The following is a 22,628-nucleotide window of genomic DNA, read 5'->3' on the forward strand; positions in this document are numbered from 1 at the left end:
TCATGGAATATTTTATCAAAGCCTCAGCTGTTTTGGGTATATTTTATATCTGCTACAAACTCTTTTTACAAAGAGAAACATTTTTTAATGCCAACAGATGGTTTTTATTAACTGGTATAGTTGTAGCTATTTTTCTTCCCTTGTTAGTGATTCCTCTATATGTAGATTACAACCCTATTTCAATTCCAAGCAACCTCTTATCTGCGAATCAAATACAAGATGAATCCAAAATAACAGCTTTCAGCTTATTGCAAATCATTTCTTGGATCTACCTGGTTGGAATACTTTTATTTTCAGGAAAACTCCTTTTAGAATTCACTTCTTTATTTTCATTAATTAAAAATGATTCACATAAAAAAGAAACTGGTTTTACTTTTATTGAAACTAAAAACAATGTACCTCCCTTTTCATTTTTTAAGTGGATTGTTTATAATCCAAATCAATTTCAAAAAGAAGAGTTAACTCATGTTTTAAACCATGAAAAAGCACATGCCAGGCAATATCATTCTATTGATGTTTTGCTTGCTCAACTAACTTGTGTGATATTTTGGTTCAATCCGTTTTGTTGGTTATACAAAAAGGAATTGCAACAAAACTTAGAATTTATTGCAGACAATCAAGCGCAGGACATTTCAACCTGCGAGCAAAGTTACCAACGTTTATTATTAAAAACGTCAATCCCTAATCACCCATTGGTTATTACCAATAATTTTTATAATTCATTAACCCGCCTGACCCTTTTTGGAAAAAAACTAATTATAGGAAAGCCATTCGGGCAGGTCAAAAAACGAATCGTTATGTTACACAAATCAAAATCAAACAAATTAAATGCCTGGAAGTTTGGCATCATTCTGCCTTTACTTGCTCTATTTCTAATGAGCTTTAGCACAAAAGAAGTCTTAATAGAAACTTCATCTGTAAATAATTCACTACAAAATTCAACAAACCAAGGAACACTTCTTATTACTAAAGACTTCACAGACACCGAATTAGGAAAAATTAAAAGTCAACTTTTACAAGAAGGATTCACAATTAAAATTAAAAGTATTAAACGAAATGTTTCTGACGAAATAATTGCCATAAAAATAGATGTAGCTTCAAAAGAGACAACTACCAACTATCATGTTAAAACAGACCTCCCAATATCTCCAATTATAATTAGTTTTAATAAAGACGGAAGCCATATTTATATTGGAAGCACTTCTACCGAATCTGAAAACCAAACCGTGTCTTTAATTACTAAAAATGGACATACAACTAAATTAGAATCAAAAGATCCGGAGGAAACCATTTATTTTCTTTCTAATAATGACTCAACAGATTTAGAAGTTATTGTTGAAGATGCTAATGGAAATTTAATAAAGACAGGTGAAAAACTAATTATTTCCACATCTGAATCTAATTCTCTAAATTCCAACATATCTTCCAATAACGAGCCAGAAACAAAACACATCAAGATTACCAAGAAAGTGAAGGATGGTAAATTAGTAAAACAAGAAATTATTATTGAAGATGGAAAAACTTTTTTATTGCAGAGTGATGACGTGACTTCAAACAATCAAAACCCAACAAGTTTTAAGTTAAGAGAAGATGAGATCACACTCAAATCAATTGATAAAGAATCGCCTATCTTCATTCTTGATGGCAAAGAAATTACAAATGAAGAAATGAAACAGGTAACTCCAGACTTGATTGCTAGTGTCAATATTTTAAAAGGAGACACAGCAGTTAAAAAGTATGGAGAAAAAGGAAAAAATGGTGTAATTGAGATAACCACTAAAAAATAACTTCAATACCTTTAAAACAAAAAAAATCCCAAACTTATGTTTGGGATTTTTTTTTATTCGATAGTTGTTCTATTTAATAATCACCTTTTTAACAACAGATTTTCCTTCAGAAGTTAATTTAACAAGATACATACCACTTGTAAAATTTAAATCTAACTGACCATTCCCATTAATTGAAGTCTTCATTAATTGTCTACCATCAATAGAAAATACTTCAACAGCTGTTTCTGCTACAATACCATTAATAAATAATTTTCCACTTGTTGGATTTGGGTATAAACTTACTTTTAGTTCTTGTACTTCTTCTATAGATAAATTTTGTTCCCAAGTTTCACCAATCATATCACCCCAGATATATTCAATTAAATCTGGTTGATCGATAAATGGATTTCTATTAAATTGCCAGTTGTAAACGACATTGTTTCTATTCATTTCATAATCATCTGGCGGATCATTTCTATGCCATTCAAGTAAGGTTTGTAAATCTCCAAACTGACCAACTAAGCCTTCAGGGAAACCATTTACAATTTCTAATCCATTATATCTTACCGCTAAGTAAAACACGCCACGAGCAACATCTCCTCTAAAACCACCAGGAACTCCTGTTGGCCCATTATATTCACCATAAAACTGATTTCCACGACTACTATTTTCAGGACCATCTACCGCTCTTAAAGCATGAGCATCTGAATTCCCATGACGTAAGGAATCGGCTTTTGTTTCCCAAAACACATCGATACCATCTGCAATTTCATCTTCTTCAATACTATAATATCCAGCACGAGATCTAGGAAAGGTATGTTCTCTATTCCAAGTTCCTGTATTTACTGAAGTTAATTGAAAATCCAATTTAGCACGACCTTGTTCTAAATATACCAACCAAACCTCATTACTATTTTCAGGATTTTGGTCTGCTTCTTTTAAAATATCAATACAATCGTTATAGGTTTGTGCTCTTACCACATTTGGATCTGCAATAATATCTTGCAAAGCTTGGCGCAAAACCACATCTTCTAAACCATCCAAACTATTATAATACCCGCTTGGTTGCGTACTTGAAACTATTCCATAAGTAGAATTTAAAGGTGTTCCAAAAGGAGCAACCGTAAAATCGTTATCAATAACACGAAGTTTTAAGAAATTATTATTTGGTATGTAAGGCCAATCTAAATTTACAAACTTTACAATAGGTTCTTCATCTCCTTCATCCAAAGAATCATCTATTAAAGTAATTGTAGTTGTAACCGTGTTTTGTCCTGAAGGGATAGTTAGGGTTGTGTTTCCTGTAAAATCGGAAGCATCAAAACCATAGTTGTCTAATGTAAAAGTAAAGGTTACATCCTCTGTTACATTTTGTTGAGCAGTGAAAACAATATCAAAAACATCACCTTCATTGTATTGGGATTCTGCAGTTGCTATAGATATAGCATTAAAAATAACACCAGCTCCATCATTTAATAATCTAGGTGTTGGAGTTCCTACAAAATAACTTCCATCATTATTACGTTGAATAGAATTGGTGTTATTAGCCGAACCTTCATTTATTTGTTCTGTAAGTCCTAGAAGAGCCATAAGGGCTGTGTCGTCTGAATCGCTAGTATCATATGCCAACGCGTCAATTAAATTAGTTTGTGTCGCTTCGGTTCCTTCAGGGAAATCTGTATCACTTCCCAGATAAATACCCAAGGCATCCGCACCATTTTGGATAACATTTGCCGCAATTAGTAATTGCGGAAAAGGAGAAACAGCATCACTTCCAATTAAAAGTAAACCATTATCATCCGTAGTGAAACCATCTAAATCAATTGTAAAATAGCTTGAATCGTTTCCAGAAGATGAACCGTTAAAAAGAACGACCACATAACCGTCTAAAGGCATGTTTGGCGTATCAGATTTTAACTCTATAAACTCTTTATCGTCAATTCCAGGAGAATCGCAATCTAATTCGTTTATTACTATTTGTGCATAAGAAAGCTGTCCTAAAATTAGGAAGCTCAAGAAAGTAATTAATTGTTTCATGAAGGAAGATTTTTAGCAAATGTAATCAACTCTTCCTCTTTTATTTATTATATGAATTATAAATTAGTTAAATTTAACGTTTTAGTAATCAAACCATCCGGAATTCATCTCTATAAGTTATATGAAAAAGAACTTCTTTAAATTATTAGCGAAAGTGAATAAAGCCATTCTACCAAGTTTCACAAAACAAAGGTTAGATTTAAGTAAAGCATCCAAATTTCAGATGGCTATTTTTGGTTGGAAATTGTACGTTACAAAAAATTCATTAGATTAATTTGAATTTTATTTTGATGATATTATAAAAAAGGAATATATTTGCACCCACTTAAAAAGGCCTCGTGGCGCAACTGAATAGCGCACTTGATTACGGCTCAAGAGGTTACTGGTTTGAATCCAGTCGAGGTCACTACTAAAACCAGCACTTTACAAAGCTTTTTGTAAATGCTGGTTTTTTAATTTTCACACTATTTGCAGAAAAATCATTAATCACCTCTAATGTTTTACCCAATAAAGGTGATTTTTTTTTCATTTATAATAATCTTTTTATCCTTTTATAAGAATTGGTCATGAGCTCTCTAGAAGATATTTCTTAAAGATACTCAGAAGGGTATATTAAACATTAATTAAACCCGAAAAGGTATAATTTCAATAAGGTCGCTAAGAAACCCTTCTTCTACTTTCTTACAAATGAAATGGAGGTTAAATATTGAATCATTTCTTTATTATTATGCAAAGGTGTAACTTGTAGCTTCAATAAAGTAAAGTGCAATTAACAAATGATAAACGATACAATAAATGAGTAAAAAAGATAAAAACCCAACAGATTATCAATCAAATTTAGATGTATTTGCTACTAAAGGAATGGCGGGTAGAGCCCCTAAATTTAAAATGCCAACCTTAGAAAGTGATCCCCGATTTGCCTATGAAGTCGTACACGATGAGTTGATGCTCGATGGAAATTCACGACAGAATCTGGCTACTTTTTGTCAAACATGGTCTGAACCAGAAGTCCACAAGCTTATGGATGAGTGTATGGATAAAAATATGGTTGATAAGGATGAGTACCCTCAAACCGCTGAGATTGAACAACGCTGTGTTCATATATTAGCTGATCTTTGGAATTCACCTGATTCAGCAAAAACGACAGGTTGTTCTACCGTAGGCTCTAGTGAAGCTGCAATGCTTGGAGGAATGGCAATGCTTAGAAAATGGGAGGCCAAACAGAAAGCAGCAGGTAAACCCTACGACAAACCGAATTTAGTTACAGGGCCAGTCCAGGTTTGCTGGCATAAGTTTACAAGATATTGGAATATAGAACATCGTGAAATTCCTATGGATAAAGATCGGTTTTTGATGACACCCGAGGAAGTTTTAAAACGTTGTGATGAAAACACCATTGGGGTCGTTCCAACTTTAGGTGTTACATTTACTTGTCAATACGAACCTGTAAAACAAGTAGCCGAAGCTCTTGATACCTTTCAAAAGGAATCTGGCCTAGATATACCTATTCATGTTGACGGTGCTAGCGGTGGATTTTTAGCCCCTTTTTGTGCCCCAGAATTGGAATGGGATTTTCAACTTCCAAGAGTAAAATCAATAAATACGTCTGGACATAAATTTGGATTATGTCCACTTGGTGTGGGATGGGTTGTTTGGCGTGAAGCGACTGATTTACCGGAAGAACTTGTTTTTTGGGTAAATTACTTAGGAGGTAATATGCGCGACATATCCCTAAACTTTTCACGTCCCGGCGGACAAGTAATTGCTCAATATTATAATTTTATTAGGTTAGGTAAAGAAGGTTACAACAAAATCCATTCTGCTTGTTATAAAACGGCACAATACATCTCTGCAGAATTACAAAAATTAGGCATGTTTGACATCATTTACAATGGTGATATGGAATCAGGAATTCCTGCCTTGTGTTGGAAAATAAAATCGGGTGAAACACCAGGTTTCACGCTTTATGATCTTGCAGACAGACTCCGAATAAAAGGATGGCAAGTACCTGCATATTCACTTCCTTCCAATTGTGAAGATATTGCTATTCAGCGCATACTTGTTCGCCATGGCGTAAGCTTCGACTTGGCCGATTTACTTCTTAATGACATTCAAGATAGTATCAACTTTTTTGAAAAACATCCTATTCAGGTTCCTCTAAGTAAAGAAGAAGCTTCCGGGTTTAATCATTAGTGATCAATCGCATTGAAAAACACAAAAACACTTATAACTGAAGGACCTAGACCATTTGTAACCAAGTTGATTGTTCGTAATTATTACGATATAATCAATACTTGGGAATCTAGACGCCATAGAAAAGGTTTAGAGGCTACTTTTTTAAAAGATTTTAAATCGGTTCGAATTGCATTTTCGAATGGCTTTAAAAAAGTAGCTACTCTAAATTGGTGGATCAGTATTTTATTTGCTTTTGGGGCCTCTCTTTTTATGTTTGGAAGCATATTAAGTCTATGGACTCGATTGGCATTATTTCTTAATCTCAATCCTACAGAAGTAAACTTTGTTTTCTTTTTAGGATCAATTCCATTTACATCTGCCGCATTTCTTCAGTTATTGCAAACTTATCTTGCAAGCAAAAAACTGCTCAAATCGATAAAGTCTCATAGCGAAAGGAAGGGTTATAATTTATCCTCTTTAGGGTATCTCAGTGCCCTATTTCAGTTTGTCGGGACCCTGCTCTTTAATGTAAATACCTATAATGCTACAAAATCAAATCTGAGCACCTCACAATCTGATGTATGGATTTGGACGCCAGACGTTGTTGGTTCAATTTTCTTTCTTATTTCAGGATATTTGGCCTTTATAGAAGTAGGCCATAGCTATTGGAAATGGGAAACAAAAAATATGTCTTGGTGGGTGGTTTTCATCAATCTTATCGGGTGTATTGCCTTTATGACCTCTGCTATTTTTGCTTTTATACCTCAAGGAGGTGCAAATAATTTCTCCCTGGAAATAAGTCTTTTATTTACCCTGACCGGAGCTTTTTGCTTTTTTATTGGAGCCCTAACTATGTTGCCGGAAATGGGGGTTGAAAAAATTAAGCCGAGAGATGATGTAAACTCAACAAACATTAATTGAACGTATTCCAAGCACTTCTATAAAAGATTCAATTAGCAATTCGTTATACTATACATATTATTAAATGAGTATATAAATTCAGCACTTTACAACGTTTATGAAAATGCAGATTTTTTCATTTGCAGAAAATTCTCTAACGGTTTAAAAATTAATCCTACATCGTTATTTTATTAAAAGTCAAAGCTTAAATTCACCCACATGGACTCCGTAGTGACTCCGTAGTGACTCCGTAGTGACTCCGTGTGAACATCAGTTCTAATTGGAGTTAATAAATAGATTTCGACTCAAAGAATAAACATTATAAAAAATCTTTAAAAAACCTAAAGGCTGAAGCCCAAACTGATGACTAGTGTAAAAATAAACGAGGTATATGAATAGTGATAAGTTTGTAATGATAATTAATTAAAATTATTCCATGCGCATCCAAAAACGATATACCAGCCAAAATCGCCGTTATTAGACCAAGCAACATCAACACCTGTTCTTAATTTAAACATTCTAGCAATAAGGTATCGAAAACCACCTCCATAACTATAGACTAATTCGGCATCATCAAAGGACACTCTTTTAGTTGGGGCTTTTGCTAAACCACCAAAACCAATGGCACTCCATCTATAGAGAAAATCATAACGTTGTTCCATAGCTAAAACATAAACTTCATCTCCTTGATATTTCGCCATTGGAACACCTCTCATAACTACAGAGGGTTCTAAGTAAAAGGGAGCATCTCCAAACTGGAGTTGAGATTGGAAACGTAAGCCACTCACCCATTTTGGAGTCACTTGAAAATACTTAAGAATTTCTAAATTAAAATTTTGAAAATCGTAATCACTTCCTGTCCAATTAGCATTTACTTGGTACTGTGAAGATATATACCAACCTTTATCAGGAGTAAAAACATTATCCCGCTTATCAAATTCTAAGGCTAGGCCTAAACTGCCAATATTACTACTAAAATCTTTTTCCTTAAAAAAATCTGCTATTTCAACATTTTGAAACTGAGGTGTCACATCAACATGTCCATAATAATACTGTAACCCCATATATAAATCTGTGTTGGCAATTTCCCTTAAAACAGAAACAAACCCTCCTGCAACTCTAAAATTAAAATCAAATTCTTTATTTCCAACAACAGGAATATCTCTATAAAACTCCATATTTATATTAGCATACATCGCTCCAACAGTATACTTTAAGTGATACTTTGGCAAAGAAGCTTTACGAAAACCACCAAAACCCCATGTTTTATTCGCTGTATAACCAGCAAATGCTGCTGTAATATTGGGTGCTACATGTTCCCCTTCTACTTGGTGTTTATTTGGCTTAATAAAAACGGGAGCCATTACAAGTCCGATACCTCCCAATGCCGACTCGGTAACAATTTGAGGAACAGGAATAAACCCGTTGTTATGCATCAAGACATAACTCATATCTAAATTTCCATCTAAGGTGTCTTTTAGCATTTTGAAAGAGAATTTCTCTTTATGTTTTTTTATTGAATCTGATTTTGTTTGCGCATGAGATATTGGAGAATACGCACAAAATACAAACAGAAGTACAAATGCTTTTAAATAATTATTCAACACTAAATTTAGCCTGAAAGCTTTAAGGGTAATTAATTTAATCATATTCATTTTTTAATAATAGATATCCACTTCGTTGTTTGAATTTCCTTGCGATTCTAGATAATGAAATTACTAAAAACTATTTAATCAACTCTATTTTTATTTTATTTATTCACTTTTTATTAGCTGGCAAAATAAATACTTAAAAATGAGAATATTAATAATGTATACTAATTTTGTTTATTACTAACCCCTCGAAACAATCAAACACGAGATTGGTTTAGACTCAAAAGGAATCCTAGCTTTTGTACAAAAAAAAACATCTGTTTATTTTATAAAAAATGATTGTTGAAGAATATGCAATTTGGTATCTTGCTATAGCCAATTTATCATCTTCTAATTTATCCAACAGATAGAAATTTAGCTAAGCTTAAATAAAAATTATAGCGTATAATTAATATGACAGAATTTTTCGAATTACATAAATCGCAATTAATCAATTCGGCTATTATTATAGTCGTTGTTGCGACTCTTTATTTTACAACTACTATTTTTTACAATTGGTTACTGAAAAAGGAGAAACGTATTTTTCCAGACGCTCCATTAAGACCGGTAAACATTATTAAACGTATTTTAAATATTTTATGGTTGGTTTTAGGTGTTATTGCATTAAGCTATAATTTTGTTGACAACGATAAAAGTGAAACTCTGATTCACTTTTTTAAATTAGCGTCTTATTTAGGTATTGTAGCCGTAGTAACCATAGTATTAGCCACACTCTGCAACATGTGGTTTAAACACAAAATTCAAGAAAAAATTGCATTGAAATATGATTCCACTAGCTACAAATTCTTACGTTATGTTGCGGTGTTTTCCATTTGTTTTATTGGTTGTTTATTCGCCTTATTAGCTTTCCCTTCTCTTAAAGGTGTTGCGCAAACAGCCTTAGGTGGCGCTGGTGTACTAGCAATAATTGCTGGTGTTTCGTCTCAAGAGGCTTTATCTAATTTGGTAGGTGGTGTTTTTATTATTTCATTTAAACCTTTTAAAATTGGTGATGTTGTTAAGTTAACAGACACCATGGTTGGTACAGTTTCAGACATTACGTTGAGACATACGGTACTTCGTAATTTTGAAAATAAGATGATCGTTATTCCAAACGCCATCATGAATAAAGAAAAAATAATCAATTACGATTTAGGTGAACTTAAATGTTGTGAACGTATTGAAATTGGTATTTCTTATGATAGCGATATAGATCTCGCAAAAAAAATCATGCAAGAAGAATGTGAAAATCACCCACTAATTTTAGATAACCGCACGAAACTGGAAGAAACAAACGGTCTGCCAATAGTAAAAACAGCTTTAACGCAACTTAACGATTCTTCCATGACTATAAGAGCTTGGGCTTGGTCTAAGGATTTTTCAGATTCTTTTACTTTAAAATGCGATGTTCTTGAAAGTATAAAAAAACGATTTGACAAGGAAGGAATTGAAATCCCATTTCCTTATAGAACAATTGTTATGAAGAGTGAGAAAACGCTTGAAAAATAAAATTAGTGAATTTTAATTAAAAATATTCTGATTTTTTTTCTACTAAAAAAGCATCTACTTAAAAACGTAGATGCTTTTTTAATTTATTTATTCAAGCCAAATCAAGTTTACTTCTCACTTATTTCCCTCTTTTAAAAGAGTCATAAAATTCCAAATTAAATGCAATGCTCTTTCTATATTTGCAATTAATTTAAAATTTATGGATTATATTTTACAGCCTTGGCCATGGTATATTACTGGACCACTCCTAGCTCTTGTTATGTTTATACTTATATATTTTGGTAAAACCTTTGGCATGTCTTCCAACCTAAGAACCTTATGTGCTATTGGCGGCGCTGGAAAAAACACAGCTTTTTTTGATTTTGATTGGAAGGAACAACGATGGAACCTCATGGTTGTCGTTGGTGCCATAATTGGTGGTTTTATTGCACATTTTATGCTTTCAGCTCCAATAGACATTGATCTGAATCCTGAAACTGTCAGTGACCTTTCTCTACTAGGATTTGAAAATGCGGGAAAAACACTTTTACCTGCCGAACTTTATAGTTGGGACGCCGTATTCACTTTAAAAGGAATCTCTATTTTAATTGTTGGGGGTTTTCTTGTTGGCTTTGGAACACGTTATGCTGGAGGTTGTACTTCAGGCCATGCTATAACAGGCTTAAGCAGTTTGCAATTACCTTCATTAATTGCTGTTATTGGCTTTTTTATAGGAGGTTTGATTATGATTCATTTACTATTTCCATTAATTTTCTAAAACTTATAAAAACATGAAATATTTAAAATTTTTATTAGTTGGAATTTTCTTCGGAATTGTTCTTGTTAAATCTGAAGCTGTTTCTTGGTATCGCATTTTCGAAATGTTCAAATTTCAATCTTTTCATATGTACGGAATTATTGGTAGCGCTGTAACAACCGGGATTGTTTTAATGCTTCTAACAAAAAAATTACATTTTAAAAATATTGAAGGACACTTAATGACTGTTCCTAAAAAGGAAAATGGTCTTACCAGATACTTACTTGGCGGGTCTATTTTTGGTTTAGGTTGGGCTTTATCTGGAGCTTGTCCAGGACCTATGTATATTTTGGTAGGCACTGGTGCTTTTACTGTACTAATTGTAATTCTTGCGGCTCTATTAGGAACTTATGTTTATGGTGTGTTAAAGGATAAGCTTCCACATTAAATACTAAATTATTCAAGTATATAAAAAAACGTGTAGAACAATTTAAAACCTCTCGGTTCTCTATTGGTCTACACGTTTTAATTTATTTAAAATTCTAAGTTGAAAGGAAGTGAATTTCGTACAAAGTTTAATCTATTTTTATAGCTAATTGCAAGAAAATCTCACCCACTTTACTTCATCATTCTAGTTAATTGAAAGAATTTTTTATAACTTTCAGGAATGTTGGCTATATCTATTAACGATCCTGGAACCATATATGGATAGATATCTTCATACGTCTGCACATTATACAAACCTACTCTTTTACTAATATGACTACGATTTAACTCTTCAGGCCCATTTAGTCCTGCAGCGGCTATAAGTTCTAAGAAACTATGTATGGTGGCTTCATGATATCTATTTGCTCTTGGTGCTTTATCATCCACTACCAAACCTTTTATTAATGAAGGATTTTGAGTTGCAACACCAACCGGACAGGTATTTGTGTTACATTGTAAAGCTTGGATACATCCTATTGAAAGCATCATGGCGCGAGCGCTGTTACATCCGTCTGCACCTAAAGCCAAAGCTCTAGCCATATGGAAACCTGTAATTATTTTCCCAGCTACAATTACTTTTATATCATCTCTTAAACCAAAGCCAACTAAGGTATCGTGAACAAAAATAAGTCCTTCACGCAATGGCATTCCCATAGAATTTGAAAACTCAACAGGCGCAGCACCAGTTCCTCCTTCACCACCATCAACGGTTATGAAATCAGGTTGTATTCCAGTATAAATCATGGCTTCGCAAAAATCCATAAATTCCTGCTTTCTACCCAAACACAGTTTAAAACCAACTGGTTTCCCTTCAGAAAGATCTCTAAGTTTTTTAATAAAATACATAAACTCAATAGGATCTGAAAAAGCAGAATGTGAGGGAGGCGAATGTACCGCTACAAAAGGTTTTATATGTCTAATTTTCGCAATCTCTTCTGTGTTTTTAGACGCTGGTAAAATTCCCCCATGCCCTGGCTTGGCTCCTTGAGATAATTTTATTTCAATCATCTTTACTTCAGGTCTTAAAGCGTTTACTCTATATGTCTCATCATTAAAAGTACCATCATCTTTTCTGCAACCAAAATAACCTGTTCCAATTTGCCAAATAAGGTCTCCACCATGTTCTAAATGGTAATTACTAATCCCACCTTCTCCAGTATTATGAGCGAAACCTCCCATTTTAGCACCTTTATTTAATGCCATGATGGCATTTTTACTTAAAGACCCAAAACTCATTGCCGAAATATTCAATAAACTTGAAGAATAAGGTTGCTTACAATCTTTACCTCCAATTAATAATCTAGGGAATTCACCAATATTCTTTGGGTTATTTTTTGCATACATGGAATGTTCCATCCATTCATAACCTGAATGATAAATATCCATCTGAGTTCCAAAAGGCTCTGTATCATTTTGCCCTTTTGCTCTCTGGTATACTAACGACCTTAAAATACGGTTTATAGGACGTCCTTGAGTATCAGTTTCTACAAAGTATTGCATGATTTCAGGTCTAATAGACTCTAACATATATCTAATACGCCCTAGTAGCGGAAAGTTCCTTCTTATACTCCGCTTTTTTTGAACCATATCAAAAACTCCCAAAAGTATAAGAGGGATAACAATTATATACAACCATAAAATGGGTGTCCAAAAAAGTGCTATAACAGCTACCGAAGCAGTTAAAACAATAGAAATAATTACAAAGTATTCACGAACTTTCATAGAGTAAATAGATTATCATGTTAAAAAGAAACCAATTTAATGAATTGATTTCTTTATGCTAAATCTAATAAATAAAATTAGATTAATCAAGTTCATGTTCTCATGAACTCTGAATTTAATATTTTGGTTTTAATAAAAGAAACCACTTAAAAAACGTGGCTAAGTTAGGCAACTATATTTATCTTTTAAGACTTTTGTAGTTTAAGATTATTCAATATAATTTAGAGGAGAAATAATGCTACTATTTTAAAACTGTGATCTTTTTAAAGTGACTATTTTTATATTATTTCCGCACTTAAACCGGCATCTAATAACATAGAACACCTAGGCTCCAACTCGTCATAAGCTCCAGTTTTGACAGTGCATTTTCCTTTGTAGTGAACTATAATCGAACATTGTTCGGCTTGTTCTGGAGTGTGCTCGCAAGCAAAAACGAGTGTATTAATAACATGATCGAAGGTGTTTACTTCGTCGTTATACAATACAATTTCATTGTTTTTTTGCTCTAAAGTGTCAACACTTCCTTGTTCCTGTATTTTTTCTTTAGTACTCATACATCTTATGAATTAAATTCGCACCTACATTTCGACTACGCTCAATACAGGGAAGCTCAATGTGACACGTTGTAATGACAAAATATTTATTAATTTAAGAATTTTAAAGCAACCCAATTGTTTCTTTCCAATGTTTCAACGAGGTTTAAATGATATTTATTGCATTCTTCTTCAATAACGGGAATATCGTCTTTATAAAATCCACTTAAAAACAACATGCCATTAGTATTTAAACATTTGGTGTACGCTTCTATATCGTTAAGTAAGATATTTCGGTTGATGTTAGCAATAATAACATCGTATTTTCTGTCTTTCAGTAAAGCGGCATCACCTTCTAAAACTGTAATATGCTTACAGTTATTGCGTTCTACATTTTCTAAACTATTAATAAAGCACCAATTATCATAATCGATAGCATCAAGTGGGTTTGCACCTTTCATTTCAGCAAGAATAGCTAAAACGCCTGTACCACAACCCATATCTAAAACCGATTTTCCTTCAAAATCGTTTTTTAGGATATGATGAATCATCATGTGAGTGGTTTCATGGTGTCCCGTTCCAAAACTCATTTTTGGCTCAATAACAATATCGAATTTTGTATCTGGTTTCTCATGAAAAGGTGCACGAACGGAACATTCATTTTCAACAATAATCGGATTAAAATTCTTTTCCCATTCTTGGTTCCAATTCACTTGTTCTATTTCGCTGAAAGAATAGCTTATTTCAAATTCGTCTGAACTTAAAATCTGGATATCCTCTAAAATAGTGTCATTCCATTCGTCTTTTTGAATATAAGCTGTAACACCACCATCAGTTTCAACAAAACTTTCAAAGCCTGCATAACCTAATTCTGCAATTAAAATTTCGGTTCCAGGTTGTAAAGGAGTTACTTTAAAATCGTAACCTATATAAATATTATTTGACATAATTAAAAATTAAAAAGCGTTTACAATCGTATAAAAATCTTCAGCATTAAGTGCTGCTCCACCAATTAAACCACCATCGACATCGGGTTTAGAAAAAATTTCTTTTGCGTTATTTGGCTTCACGGACCCACCATATAAGATAGAGACAGAATTGGCGGTTTCTTGACCATACTTATTAGCCAGTGTTTCTCTTATAAAAGCATGCATCTCTTGTGCTTGCTCCGGACTAGCCGTTTCACCTGTTCCAATAGCCCAAACAGGTTCGTAAGCTAATACGATGTTTTTAAATGCTTCAGCTTCTAAATGAAATAACCCGTTTTTAATTTGGTTTCCGACTATTGTTTCGTGGTTTCCGGCCTTTCTATCAGCAAGTTCTTCCCCGAAACAAAAGATAACTCTCATGTTGCTTTTTAAAGCCGCATCCACTTTTTTAGCAAGTAACTCATCGGTTTCATTGAAATAAGCACGACGTTCACTATGTCCTAAAATAACGGTTTGCACTCCAACACTTTTAAGCATCTCTGCGCTAATTTCTCCGGTGTAAGCTCCTGATTCTGCAAAGTGCATGTTTTGTGCTATCACTTCTACATTTGAACTTCTTAAAGCTTCAAACGCATGCCAAAGATTTGTAAACGTTGGTGCAATCATCACTTCAGCATTAGAAGTTTGCGATTGATTTTTAAGTTCCGTAATTAATGATTCAGTCATTGCCAAATCATTGTTCATTTTCCAGTTTCCTGCAACGATATGTTTTCTCATCTCTTTGCCTGCGAAAGCAGGTATCTTTTAATTAAAATTGATTTTATAAACCTGCTAGGTTTTAAAAACCTTGCAGGTTTGGTTGGCTTTACTCCAACTTCACTTTAGGATCCAACCAAGCGTAAATTATATCTACAAAAATATTGATTATTATAAAGAGTAACGCAATAATTAACACAGAACCCATAATTACAGGTAAATCTAAAGTGTTTAAAGCATTTACAATTTCTTTTCCTAAACCATTCCATCCAAAAATATACTCTACAAAAACAGCTCCAGCCAACATAGAAGCGAACCAACCAGATATGGCGGTAACTACTGGATTTAAAGCATTTTTAATGGCGTGTTTTCTAATAATCTGTAATTCGGTTAGCCCTTTTGCTCTTGCGGTTCTAATATAATCCTGATTAAAAACTTCTAATAAGGAATTTCGCATAAGCTGAATGACAACAGCCAAAGGACGAATACCTAGAACAATAGCAGGAAGAATTAAATTTTCCCACTGAATGTGCATGGCTTCTCCATAATCGTCCAATTCGTATAAACTCCCTGTCATCTCCAGATTGGTGTATTTATGAAGCACAAAACCAAACAACCAAGCAAATAAAATAGCACTAAAAAATGAAGGCACACTCATTCCTATGGTACTTACTATTTGAATGACTTTGTCTACCCATGTATCTTTATATAAAGCAGAAACAACACCCAAAACCAAACCAATTATAAGCGCTATAAAAATAGCACTTACAGCCAAAACAATAGTATTTGGTAATGTTTCAGCCAACACCTGACTTACTTTTTTTCCCTGTTTGGTAAAAGATTCTCTTAAATACGGGAATTTTAAAACGGTGGTTGTATTTCCAATCGAAAACAATTTTGTAGCTGTATATTTTCCGTCTCTTAAATAGGTGTAATCGTCTTTATTTTTTGAATGAAAAGAAATTGGCGACAAATCGTTTAAGTAATAAAAATACTGTGTCCTTATGGGTTTATCGAAACCATATTTATGTTTAACTATAGCTAATTGCGAACTATCTTCATTTTGACCAAGCATCATTTGAGCAGGATCTCCAGGAAGAACATTAAATAAAAAGAATATCACAGTTATTACTCCAAATAATGTAAGTAAGGCGTAAAAGATTTTATTTAATAGATAGTTTATCAGATTATTATTTCTTTAAAGTAATTTCAATCATTGAATTATAATCTACAATCCCTTTTTCTCTCATTAGAGTCGTATCCTTTATAACACTCATTGACTCTATGGTATTTGGGTCAATTTGATCTACATAAGATTTTTCATATGCTGTACCATCCACAAGATAAAGAATGACTTCTTCAACAACTATCTTTTCCTGTAATGGCTCTGGCTTGCGCTCTACTGCTGGTAAATCCATATCCTCTAAATCATTCCAATGGACTTTTTGAGTAATAGTTCCTTTTTCCAGCTTTAAAACTCCTGGACTAGAACGAACAATAGTTTTTATTGCTTTCTCATCGCATAGGAAAAAGTCAAAATTAAGTTTGTTTTGCTCTTTGAACTGTTGTTTCGTTTCTTCACCAGATGCTGATAGACCAATAACTGTATAGCCTTTTTCAATTGCTTCATCTGTAAAGGCTTTCAGTTTTACAACCCCATCTTTTTCAGCAGTATCTAAATTATACATCGCTATCATGATCAAGTTGTCTTCATTTAAATAATATTCCGTAAAATCTTCATCCATAGTTTCTATAGAGAAATCTTTTACCGGAGGATCATAACCTTCATCAATAATTTTTGTTTCAACACCTACATATTCGCCGTCCACTTCAGGATAACTGCCGTCTGTAACAAAATCTTGATTTTCACCATTCACTTTAAAAGTCCAGGTAAATTCTTGAACAGGTTTTGGAGCATCATCTGGTATAATCATACCTTCCATAATATTATTCCCTACAGCGTATGCTCTAAAATCAATAGATGGTAAGTGCATTAACACATGGTAGCCAAAGGATAAACAAGCAATAAAACTCAATAAAGATGCAACAGCTAATCCAAACTTACTAAATAAGGGTTTGATGTGTTTTACACCCATAAATAGGATTAAAATAAGTACCAATAAAATAACATCTTTAGTAAAACTTTCCCAAGGAGTTAATGGAATAGCATCCCCAAAACATCCACAATCCTTTACTTTCTCGAAATATGCAGAGTAAAATGTTAAGAAAGTAAAAAATACAATCATTCCTAAAAGACTCCAAACAGTAAATTTAGGTTTGTACCCAATTAGAAGAAAAATTCCCAGTAAGACTTCAAATACTACTACAAATACAGAAATCATAAGAGCGTAGGGTTCCAAAAACGGAATATTTAACACATCTGCACTAAAATACTCCTGCAGTTTGTATGAAAACCCTAATGGATCATTAAGTTTTACAAATCCTGAGATAATGAATAAAACGCCAACTAAAATTCTACTAATGTTTACTATGTATTTCATAATTTTATATTGCATTCCTGCGAAGGCAGGAATCTATTTAATAATACTACTATTTAAACAATTCTTTTTGCTTCAACTCACTTCGACTTCGCTCAGTGAACAACGATCAGTAGCAAAAAAATTAATTATCATTAAGATGAATTAAAGCAAAAACCGCATAATTTACCATATCTTGATAATTAGCATCTATTCCTTCACTCACCAAAGTTTTTCCTTTATTGTCTTCAATTTGTTTGACACGCAATAACTTTTGAAGGATTAAATCGGTTAAACTACTCACGCGCATGTCTCTCCAAGCTTCACCATAATCATGATTTTTATTCATCATAAGCTGTTTGGTGATGGCTACTTTATCATCATAAAGTTTCGTGGCTTCTTCAACAGATAAATCTGGTTGTTCTACAACGCCTTTCTCTAATTGGATTAACGCCATGACACTGTAGTTTATAATTCCAATAAACTCACTTTCCTGACCTTCATTTACTTTTTGAACTTCATTTTGTTGCAACCCGCGAATACGTTGTGCTTTTATAAAAATTTGATCTGTTAGAGATGGTAAACGCAAAATGCGCCAAGCACTTCCATAATCCGACATTTTTTTAACGAATAAATCTCTACATGTTTTAATAACTGAGTCGTATTGTTTTGAAGTGTCTTGCATGAATTAAAATGAATTTTGCGTAAATTTCGCTTAAATAGTTTAAAGTTCAAAGTTCCATGTGCAATGTTTTTATTTTCCTTCGAAAACACCAATGTTTTAGTCTGATTGTGTTAATTTTGTTTATCCTTTTTTGAATTTGAATTTAGAACTCGAAACCTTAATATGACTATCAACTGCAAAGGCAAACTCATAGATTTATCCACTTCTAAAGTCATGGGGATTTTAAACCTGACTCCAGATTCTTTTTACGATGGCGGAAAATTCAAAAATGAGAGCGAAATCTTGTCTCAAGTTTATATCATGCTCAAAGCTGGAGCAACGTTTATTGATCTTGGCGCTTACAGCTCTCGTCCAGACGCCAATCACATTTCTGAGGAAGAAGAATTAAAACGTCTATTACCCATAGTTACTTTAATTCTGAAAGAATTTCCAGAGGCACTTTTGTCTATTGACACTTTTAGAAGTCAGGTCGCTAAACAAGGAATCGAAGCAGGAGCCTCTTTAATTAACGATATTTCTGCCGGACTTTTAGATGAAAAAATGCTTGAAACTGTTGCCAAATTGCAAGTGCCATATATTATGATGCACATGAAAGGAACGCCTCAAACCATGCAACAGGAAACCAATTACAAGAATATTATAAAAGAGATGCTCTTCTATTTTTCTGAAAGAATAGCAAAAGCAAAAGCTCTTGGTATTATGGATGTGATTGTAGATCCTGGTTTTGGATTTTCAAAAACTAGAGAACAGAATTTCGAAATTCTAAAGCAGTTAGAACTTTTTAAATTACTTGAAAAACCAGTTTTAATTGGAGTTTCCAGAAAATCAATGATTTATAAAACCTTAGAAAACACGGCTCAAGAAGCTTTAAATGGAACGACCGTGTTAAATACTATAGCATTACAAAAAGGAGCTTCTATTTTACGGGTACACGATGTCAAAGAAGCTGTGGAATGTATTCGATTATTAGAACAATTAAAATCTTAAAAATGAAATATTTCCAAATAGCATTACTCCTTTTAATCATGTCTTGTGGTAATGAAAAAATTGTTCAACTTCCTGAGATAACTCATTCTGAGGTTTCAGAAATTTTGGATGTCTCCGCGGCTTATCTCTTTTATGATGAAACGAAAAAGGACAGCATAGAACTTAATAGAAAATCAATAATTGGAACCACCAACTGGCTGGTAAACGTAGACAAACGTTTAACCTTAAAACAGGCCATTCCAAAAATAATATATCTGCAAGACAAAAAAAGAAATGCAGAAGTACATAAAAATGCCGCTGCAAAAAATTATTATACCTGTAACAATTCATCCATAAAAAACTTAGGTTTTATTGAATTTACGGATGTTTATTACAAAGAAAAACAATCAGAGGATTTTACTTTAGAACCAAATACATTAGTTGTTCTTTTTAATTCGGATTCCGATATTGAATTAAAATTACCAGATAACGAGACTATCAAAACTTCAAAAGCTACATTATTAGAAGATCTAAAAACAATCACTTCAAAAAATGTAGCCTTAGAAACCATCCAGTTATTTTTCAATAAAAACTTAACTTTTCAGAATTACATCACTTTCAAATCTCTTTTAAATCAATTAAATAACAAACAGGTACTTATTGCCAATGACGAGTTCATTTTTTATTAAGTTGAGTTCTAAGGATATTTTGTTAAATTTACCAAAACTCCTTGCGCTTGGAAATCTTTGACGACCTCTTAAAATTTACAATTATAGATATTGTAGATGTCATTCTTGTGGCAACCCTACTCTATTATGTTTATAAACTTGTAAAAGGTACTGTTGCCATAAACATCTTTATAGGGATTGTAATAATCTATTTCATCTATTTACTTACAGAAGCTTTGCAGATGAAAATGCTAAGTAAAATTCTTGGCGGTTTTATGAGTGTTGGTTTAATTGCCTTAATTGTAGTTTTTCAGCAAGAAATTAGAAAATTTTTATTGATGGTTGGCTCAACCAATTTCAGTAAGAGAAGAAAATTCTTTGGGAAATTAAAATTCTTAAAAACAGAAACAGATAGTTTAACAGATGTCGAATCTATAGTTGCTGCTTGCACTAAAATGTCTTCGACTAAAACGGGCGCTTTAATTGTTTTTGAATGTAACAATAATTTAGATTTCCTATTAAATACAGGAGATGAGATGAATATAAAAGTGACTCAACCCATTATTGAAAGTATCTTTTTCAAAAATAGTCCGTTGCACGATGGAGCCATTATTGTAGTCGATAATATTGTGAAAGCAACTAGAGTTATTCTTCCTGTTAGCAGTGACAACAACTTACCACAACGTTTTGGATTAAGACATCGCGCTGCTGTTGGAATTACTGAAAAAACTGATGCTTTGGCTCTTGCTGTAAGTGAAGAAACCGGTCAAATATCTTTATTTAAAGATGGTGAATTTATTATGTTTAAAGACACTAAAGAACTTATCCAACTTATTAAAAACGATATAGTTTAAAGATGATGATTTGCAAAAACTAAGCAACTTCCTCCTTTAAAAACTGAACTTCGTATAAATTTCTATAGTAACCAGCTTCAATTTTAAGGAGCTCCTCGTGAGTTCCTACTTCAACTATTTTTCCAGCATCCATTACAATAATCTTATCGGCTTTTTTAATAGTTGCCAGTCTATGTGCAATAATAATGGAGGTTCTTTCCTTAGTTATTTTATAGGTGGCATTTTGAATAAGTTGCTCTGAATACGAATCTACAGAAGATGTTGCTTCATCCAAAACCAAGATACTTGGGTTAGTAACATAGGCTCTTAAAAATGAAATTAATTGACGTTGTCCGGAAGACAACATAGCGCCTCGTTCTTTCACATTATAGTCATACCCGTTTGGTAAGCTCATGATAAAATCGTGAATACCAATATCTTTTGCGGCTTGTTCGACATGCTCAAAGGTTATATCTGGGTTATTCAATGTAATATTACTTAAAATGGTATCGGCAAATAAAAACACATCTTGCAATACAATGGCTATTGGTTTTCTTAAAGAAGCTAATTTGATGTCTTTTATATTAATGTCATCGATACAAATAGTCCCTTTTTGAATATCGTAAAAACGATTCAGTAAATTAATAATTGTCGATTTTCCTGCTCCAGTTGCTCCAACAATAGCAACCGTTTCTCCTACGTTCACTTCTAAAGAAATTCCTTTTAAAACTTCTTCATCTTCAACATAACTAAAATGCACATCTTTAAAAACAATATGCCCTTTAAAATGAGACACTTCTAAAGTTCCACGATCATCAATTTGCGAGGTAGTTTCAAGTACTTTAAAAACTCTTCTAGCAGCAACCATTCCCATTTGAAGCGTGTTAAACTTATCGGCAATTTGACGCAATGGTCTAAACAACATCGGAATCATCATGATAAAAGCCGTTAAATCTCCAAGCGAAGCTGTATGATCTATAACCGTATTTAAACCGCCATACCAAGCAATAATACCGATGGTTATGGAAGAAGATAATTCGGCAATTGGGAAGAAAATGGAATTGTACCAAACCGTTTTCAACCAGCCTTTTTTATGACGTTCGTTTATTTCTTGAAACTTTTTGTATTCTGTATCTTCTCTTGTAAATAACTGAAGGATCTTCATTCCAGTAATCCGTTCTTGAACAAAGGAATTTAAATTAGAAACTTCGGTTCTAACTTCTTCAAAAGCACGTTTCATATACTTTTGAAAAATTCTAGTGGCATATAAAACCAAAGGAAGCATTAAAAATACTATGAAGCTTAATTCCCAATTCATATAAAGCATCACAATAGAAACGACCAACATGGTTAGTAAATCTCTAAATATCATAAAAAAGCCTTCCCCAAAAACATCTGCAATACGCTCCATGTCTGTAACGGCTCTAGTAATTAAAATTCCTACAGATGAGTTATCGAAGTATTTCATTCTAAAACGAATCATGTGATCGAAGAGTTTCACACGGATATCTTTTACAACACTTTGCCCAAGAAAACCTGAGTAATAAATAAATAAGAGCTGACAAATAACTTCGGCCATTAAAAGGCCAGCCATAATTAAAATATATGGAAAAAATCCTTCAATTTTTTTATTAGTAATATTATGGTCAATGGCTTGCTGAAGTATGTAAGGTCTTAAAGCTCCAAAAATAGCCAGTAAAAAAACCGCAATTAGCACTCCTACAAAAACATGTTTATAAGGTCTAATAAACTTTAAAAGCTTTTTAAACAAATCTATCTCCAATATGGAATCCACTTTACTCATATAATTTTAAAA

The 22,628-nt window shown here is 33.0% G+C and carries 20 protein-coding genes and 1 tRNA gene; 11 read left to right on the plus strand and 10 right to left on the minus strand.

The window, feature by feature from the left end; genetic code table 11:
• Positions 1–2: 2 nt before the first annotated feature.
• Entirely contained in the window at positions 3–1,787 is a 1,785-nt protein-coding gene (locus IEV77_RS14160; RefSeq protein ID WP_188465935.1) for a M56 family metallopeptidase, read from the plus strand.
• A 69-nt stretch (positions 1,788–1,856) separates the two neighbouring features.
• On the opposite strand, the gene IEV77_RS14165 is transcribed toward IEV77_RS14160, so the two are convergent.
• Complete coding sequence (locus tag IEV77_RS14165; protein WP_188465937.1) at positions 1,857–3,806, minus strand: endonuclease; 1,950 nt, start codon at positions 3,804–3,806, stop codon at positions 1,857–1,859.
• A 121-nt stretch (positions 3,807–3,927) separates the two neighbouring features.
• On the opposite strand from IEV77_RS14165, the gene IEV77_RS17500 reads away from it, so the two are divergent.
• The 4 genes from IEV77_RS17500 to IEV77_RS14180 all read left to right on the plus strand — a co-directional run bounded on the left by IEV77_RS17500 (position 3,928) and on the right by IEV77_RS14180 (position 6,902).
• Positions 3,928–4,080, plus strand: a complete 153-nt coding sequence (locus tag IEV77_RS17500; RefSeq protein WP_229736677.1) for an SsrA-binding protein — start codon at positions 3,928–3,930, stop codon at positions 4,078–4,080.
• A gap of 58 nt (positions 4,081–4,138) precedes the next feature.
• Positions 4,139–4,212: transfer RNA gene (locus IEV77_RS14170), tRNA-Arg, on the plus strand.
• A 389-nt stretch (positions 4,213–4,601) separates the two neighbouring features.
• The gene (gad, locus tag IEV77_RS14175) at positions 4,602–5,999 is read left to right on the plus strand and encodes a glutamate decarboxylase (protein ID WP_188465939.1); all 1,398 of its coding nucleotides are present in this window, start codon (positions 4,602–4,604) and stop codon (positions 5,997–5,999) included.
• A gap of 12 nt (positions 6,000–6,011) precedes the next feature.
• Positions 6,012–6,902, plus strand: a complete 891-nt coding sequence (locus tag IEV77_RS14180) for a hypothetical protein (RefSeq protein WP_188465941.1) — start codon at positions 6,012–6,014, stop codon at positions 6,900–6,902.
• Between the two features lie 398 nt (positions 6,903–7,300).
• Here IEV77_RS14180 and IEV77_RS14185 read toward each other — a convergent pair whose 3' ends face one another.
• The gene (locus tag IEV77_RS14185; protein ID WP_188465943.1) at positions 7,301–8,530 is read right to left on the minus strand and encodes a BamA/TamA family outer membrane protein; all 1,230 of its coding nucleotides are present in this window, start codon (positions 8,528–8,530) and stop codon (positions 7,301–7,303) included.
• Positions 8,531–8,926: 396 nt separating this feature from the next.
• On the opposite strand from IEV77_RS14185, the gene IEV77_RS14190 reads away from it, so the two are divergent.
• From IEV77_RS14190 to IEV77_RS14200, 3 genes are all read left to right on the plus strand, one after another.
• Entirely contained in the window at positions 8,927–10,021 is a 1,095-nt protein-coding gene (locus IEV77_RS14190) for a mechanosensitive ion channel family protein (protein WP_188465945.1), read from the plus strand.
• Between the two features lie 199 nt (positions 10,022–10,220).
• Positions 10,221–10,778, plus strand: a complete 558-nt coding sequence (locus IEV77_RS14195) for a YeeE/YedE family protein (protein WP_188465947.1) — start codon at positions 10,221–10,223, stop codon at positions 10,776–10,778.
• Between the two features lie 13 nt (positions 10,779–10,791).
• Complete coding sequence (locus IEV77_RS14200) at positions 10,792–11,205, plus strand: DUF6691 family protein (protein ID WP_188465949.1); 414 nt, start codon at positions 10,792–10,794, stop codon at positions 11,203–11,205.
• 170 nt (positions 11,206–11,375) lie between these two features.
• Here the strand turns inward: IEV77_RS14200 and IEV77_RS14205 are convergent, their stop codons facing one another.
• The 7 genes from IEV77_RS14205 to IEV77_RS14235 form a co-directional block, all read right to left on the minus strand.
• Positions 11,376–12,965 (minus strand): FMN-binding glutamate synthase family protein, encoded by a 1,590-nt coding sequence (locus tag IEV77_RS14205; RefSeq protein ID WP_188465951.1) that lies wholly within the window; start codon positions 12,963–12,965, stop codon positions 11,376–11,378.
• A gap of 278 nt (positions 12,966–13,243) precedes the next feature.
• Positions 13,244–13,519, minus strand: coding sequence for an ATP-dependent Clp protease adaptor ClpS (locus IEV77_RS14210; RefSeq protein ID WP_188465953.1), 276 nt, complete (start codon positions 13,517–13,519; stop codon positions 13,244–13,246).
• Between the two features lie 89 nt (positions 13,520–13,608).
• Complete coding sequence (gene prmA, locus IEV77_RS14215; protein ID WP_188465955.1) at positions 13,609–14,445, minus strand: 50S ribosomal protein L11 methyltransferase; 837 nt, start codon at positions 14,443–14,445, stop codon at positions 13,609–13,611.
• Between the two features lie 9 nt (positions 14,446–14,454).
• Positions 14,455–15,204 (minus strand): triose-phosphate isomerase, encoded by a 750-nt coding sequence (tpiA, locus tag IEV77_RS14220; protein ID WP_188465957.1) that lies wholly within the window; start codon positions 15,202–15,204, stop codon positions 14,455–14,457.
• An 88-nt stretch (positions 15,205–15,292) separates the two neighbouring features.
• Positions 15,293–16,369, minus strand: coding sequence for an ABC transporter permease (locus IEV77_RS14225; RefSeq protein WP_188466258.1), 1,077 nt, complete (start codon positions 16,367–16,369; stop codon positions 15,293–15,295).
• Between the two features lie 4 nt (positions 16,370–16,373).
• Positions 16,374–17,684 (minus strand): BT_3928 family protein, encoded by a 1,311-nt coding sequence (locus tag IEV77_RS14230; protein WP_188465959.1) that lies wholly within the window; start codon positions 17,682–17,684, stop codon positions 16,374–16,376.
• 121 nt (positions 17,685–17,805) lie between these two features.
• Positions 17,806–18,345: a DUF1599 domain-containing protein gene (locus IEV77_RS14235; protein ID WP_188465961.1), complete on the minus strand. Its 540-nt coding sequence runs from the start codon at positions 18,343–18,345 to the stop codon at positions 17,806–17,808.
• 162 nt (positions 18,346–18,507) lie between these two features.
• On the opposite strand from IEV77_RS14235, the gene folP reads away from it, so the two are divergent.
• Genes folP through cdaA form a run of 3 tightly spaced genes read left to right on the plus strand, consistent with a single transcriptional unit; the run spans position 18,508 to position 20,833 of the window.
• The gene (folP, locus tag IEV77_RS14240; RefSeq protein WP_188465962.1) at positions 18,508–19,332 is read left to right on the plus strand and encodes a dihydropteroate synthase; all 825 of its coding nucleotides are present in this window, start codon (positions 18,508–18,510) and stop codon (positions 19,330–19,332) included.
• 2 nt (positions 19,333–19,334) lie between these two features.
• The gene (locus IEV77_RS14245) at positions 19,335–20,000 is read left to right on the plus strand and encodes a hypothetical protein (RefSeq protein ID WP_188465964.1); all 666 of its coding nucleotides are present in this window, start codon (positions 19,335–19,337) and stop codon (positions 19,998–20,000) included.
• 47 nt (positions 20,001–20,047) lie between these two features.
• A complete protein-coding gene (cdaA, locus tag IEV77_RS14250; RefSeq protein WP_188465966.1) occupies positions 20,048–20,833 on the plus strand; it encodes a diadenylate cyclase CdaA in 786 nt (261 codons plus the stop codon).
• A 19-nt stretch (positions 20,834–20,852) separates the two neighbouring features.
• Here the strand turns inward: cdaA and IEV77_RS14255 are convergent, their stop codons facing one another.
• Positions 20,853–22,616, minus strand: a complete 1,764-nt coding sequence (locus tag IEV77_RS14255) for an ABC transporter ATP-binding protein (RefSeq protein ID WP_188465968.1) — start codon at positions 22,614–22,616, stop codon at positions 20,853–20,855.
• Positions 22,617–22,628: the final 12 nt, after the last annotated feature.

Source organism: Xanthomarina arctica (genome assembly GCF_014638915.1).
In the GTDB taxonomy this organism is placed as follows: Bacteria; Bacteroidota; Bacteroidia; order Flavobacteriales; family Flavobacteriaceae; genus Xanthomarina; species Xanthomarina arctica.

What these genes read in the sequence shown, in the direction of transcription:
- prmA (WP_188465955.1), bottom strand. Translation starts at nt 14,445, where the DNA reads ATGTCAAATAATATTTATATAGGTTACGATTTTAAAGTAACTCCTTTA.
- folP (WP_188465962.1), top strand. Translation starts at nt 18,508, where the DNA reads ATGACTATCAACTGCAAAGGCAAACTCATAGATTTATCCACTTCTAAA.
- IEV77_RS14190 (WP_188465945.1), top strand. Translation starts at nt 8,927, where the DNA reads ATGACAGAATTTTTCGAATTACATAAATCGCAATTAATCAATTCGGCT.
- IEV77_RS14185 (WP_188465943.1), bottom strand. Translation starts at nt 8,530, where the DNA reads ATGATTAAATTAATTACCCTTAAAGCTTTCAGGCTAAATTTAGTGTTG.
- IEV77_RS14210 (WP_188465953.1), bottom strand. Translation starts at nt 13,519, where the DNA reads ATGAGTACTAAAGAAAAAATACAGGAACAAGGAAGTGTTGACACTTTA.
- tpiA (WP_188465957.1), bottom strand. Translation starts at nt 15,204, where the DNA reads ATGAGAAAACATATCGTTGCAGGAAACTGGAAAATGAACAATGATTTG.
- IEV77_RS17500 (WP_229736677.1), top strand. Translation starts at nt 3,928, where the DNA reads ATGAAAAAGAACTTCTTTAAATTATTAGCGAAAGTGAATAAAGCCATT.
- gad (WP_188465939.1), top strand. Translation starts at nt 4,602, where the DNA reads ATGAGTAAAAAAGATAAAAACCCAACAGATTATCAATCAAATTTAGAT.
- IEV77_RS14230 (WP_188465959.1), bottom strand. Translation starts at nt 17,684, where the DNA reads ATGAAATACATAGTAAACATTAGTAGAATTTTAGTTGGCGTTTTATTC.
- IEV77_RS14195 (WP_188465947.1), top strand. Translation starts at nt 10,221, where the DNA reads ATGGATTATATTTTACAGCCTTGGCCATGGTATATTACTGGACCACTC.
- IEV77_RS14235 (WP_188465961.1), bottom strand. Translation starts at nt 18,345, where the DNA reads ATGCAAGACACTTCAAAACAATACGACTCAGTTATTAAAACATGTAGA.
- IEV77_RS14255 (WP_188465968.1), bottom strand. Translation starts at nt 22,616, where the DNA reads ATGAGTAAAGTGGATTCCATATTGGAGATAGATTTGTTTAAAAAGCTT.
- IEV77_RS14160 (WP_188465935.1), top strand. Translation starts at nt 3, where the DNA reads ATGGAATATTTTATCAAAGCCTCAGCTGTTTTGGGTATATTTTATATC.
- IEV77_RS14245 (WP_188465964.1), top strand. Translation starts at nt 19,335, where the DNA reads ATGAAATATTTCCAAATAGCATTACTCCTTTTAATCATGTCTTGTGGT.
- IEV77_RS14165 (WP_188465937.1), bottom strand. Translation starts at nt 3,806, where the DNA reads ATGAAACAATTAATTACTTTCTTGAGCTTCCTAATTTTAGGACAGCTT.
- IEV77_RS14200 (WP_188465949.1), top strand. Translation starts at nt 10,792, where the DNA reads ATGAAATATTTAAAATTTTTATTAGTTGGAATTTTCTTCGGAATTGTT.
- IEV77_RS14205 (WP_188465951.1), bottom strand. Translation starts at nt 12,965, where the DNA reads ATGAAAGTTCGTGAATACTTTGTAATTATTTCTATTGTTTTAACTGCT.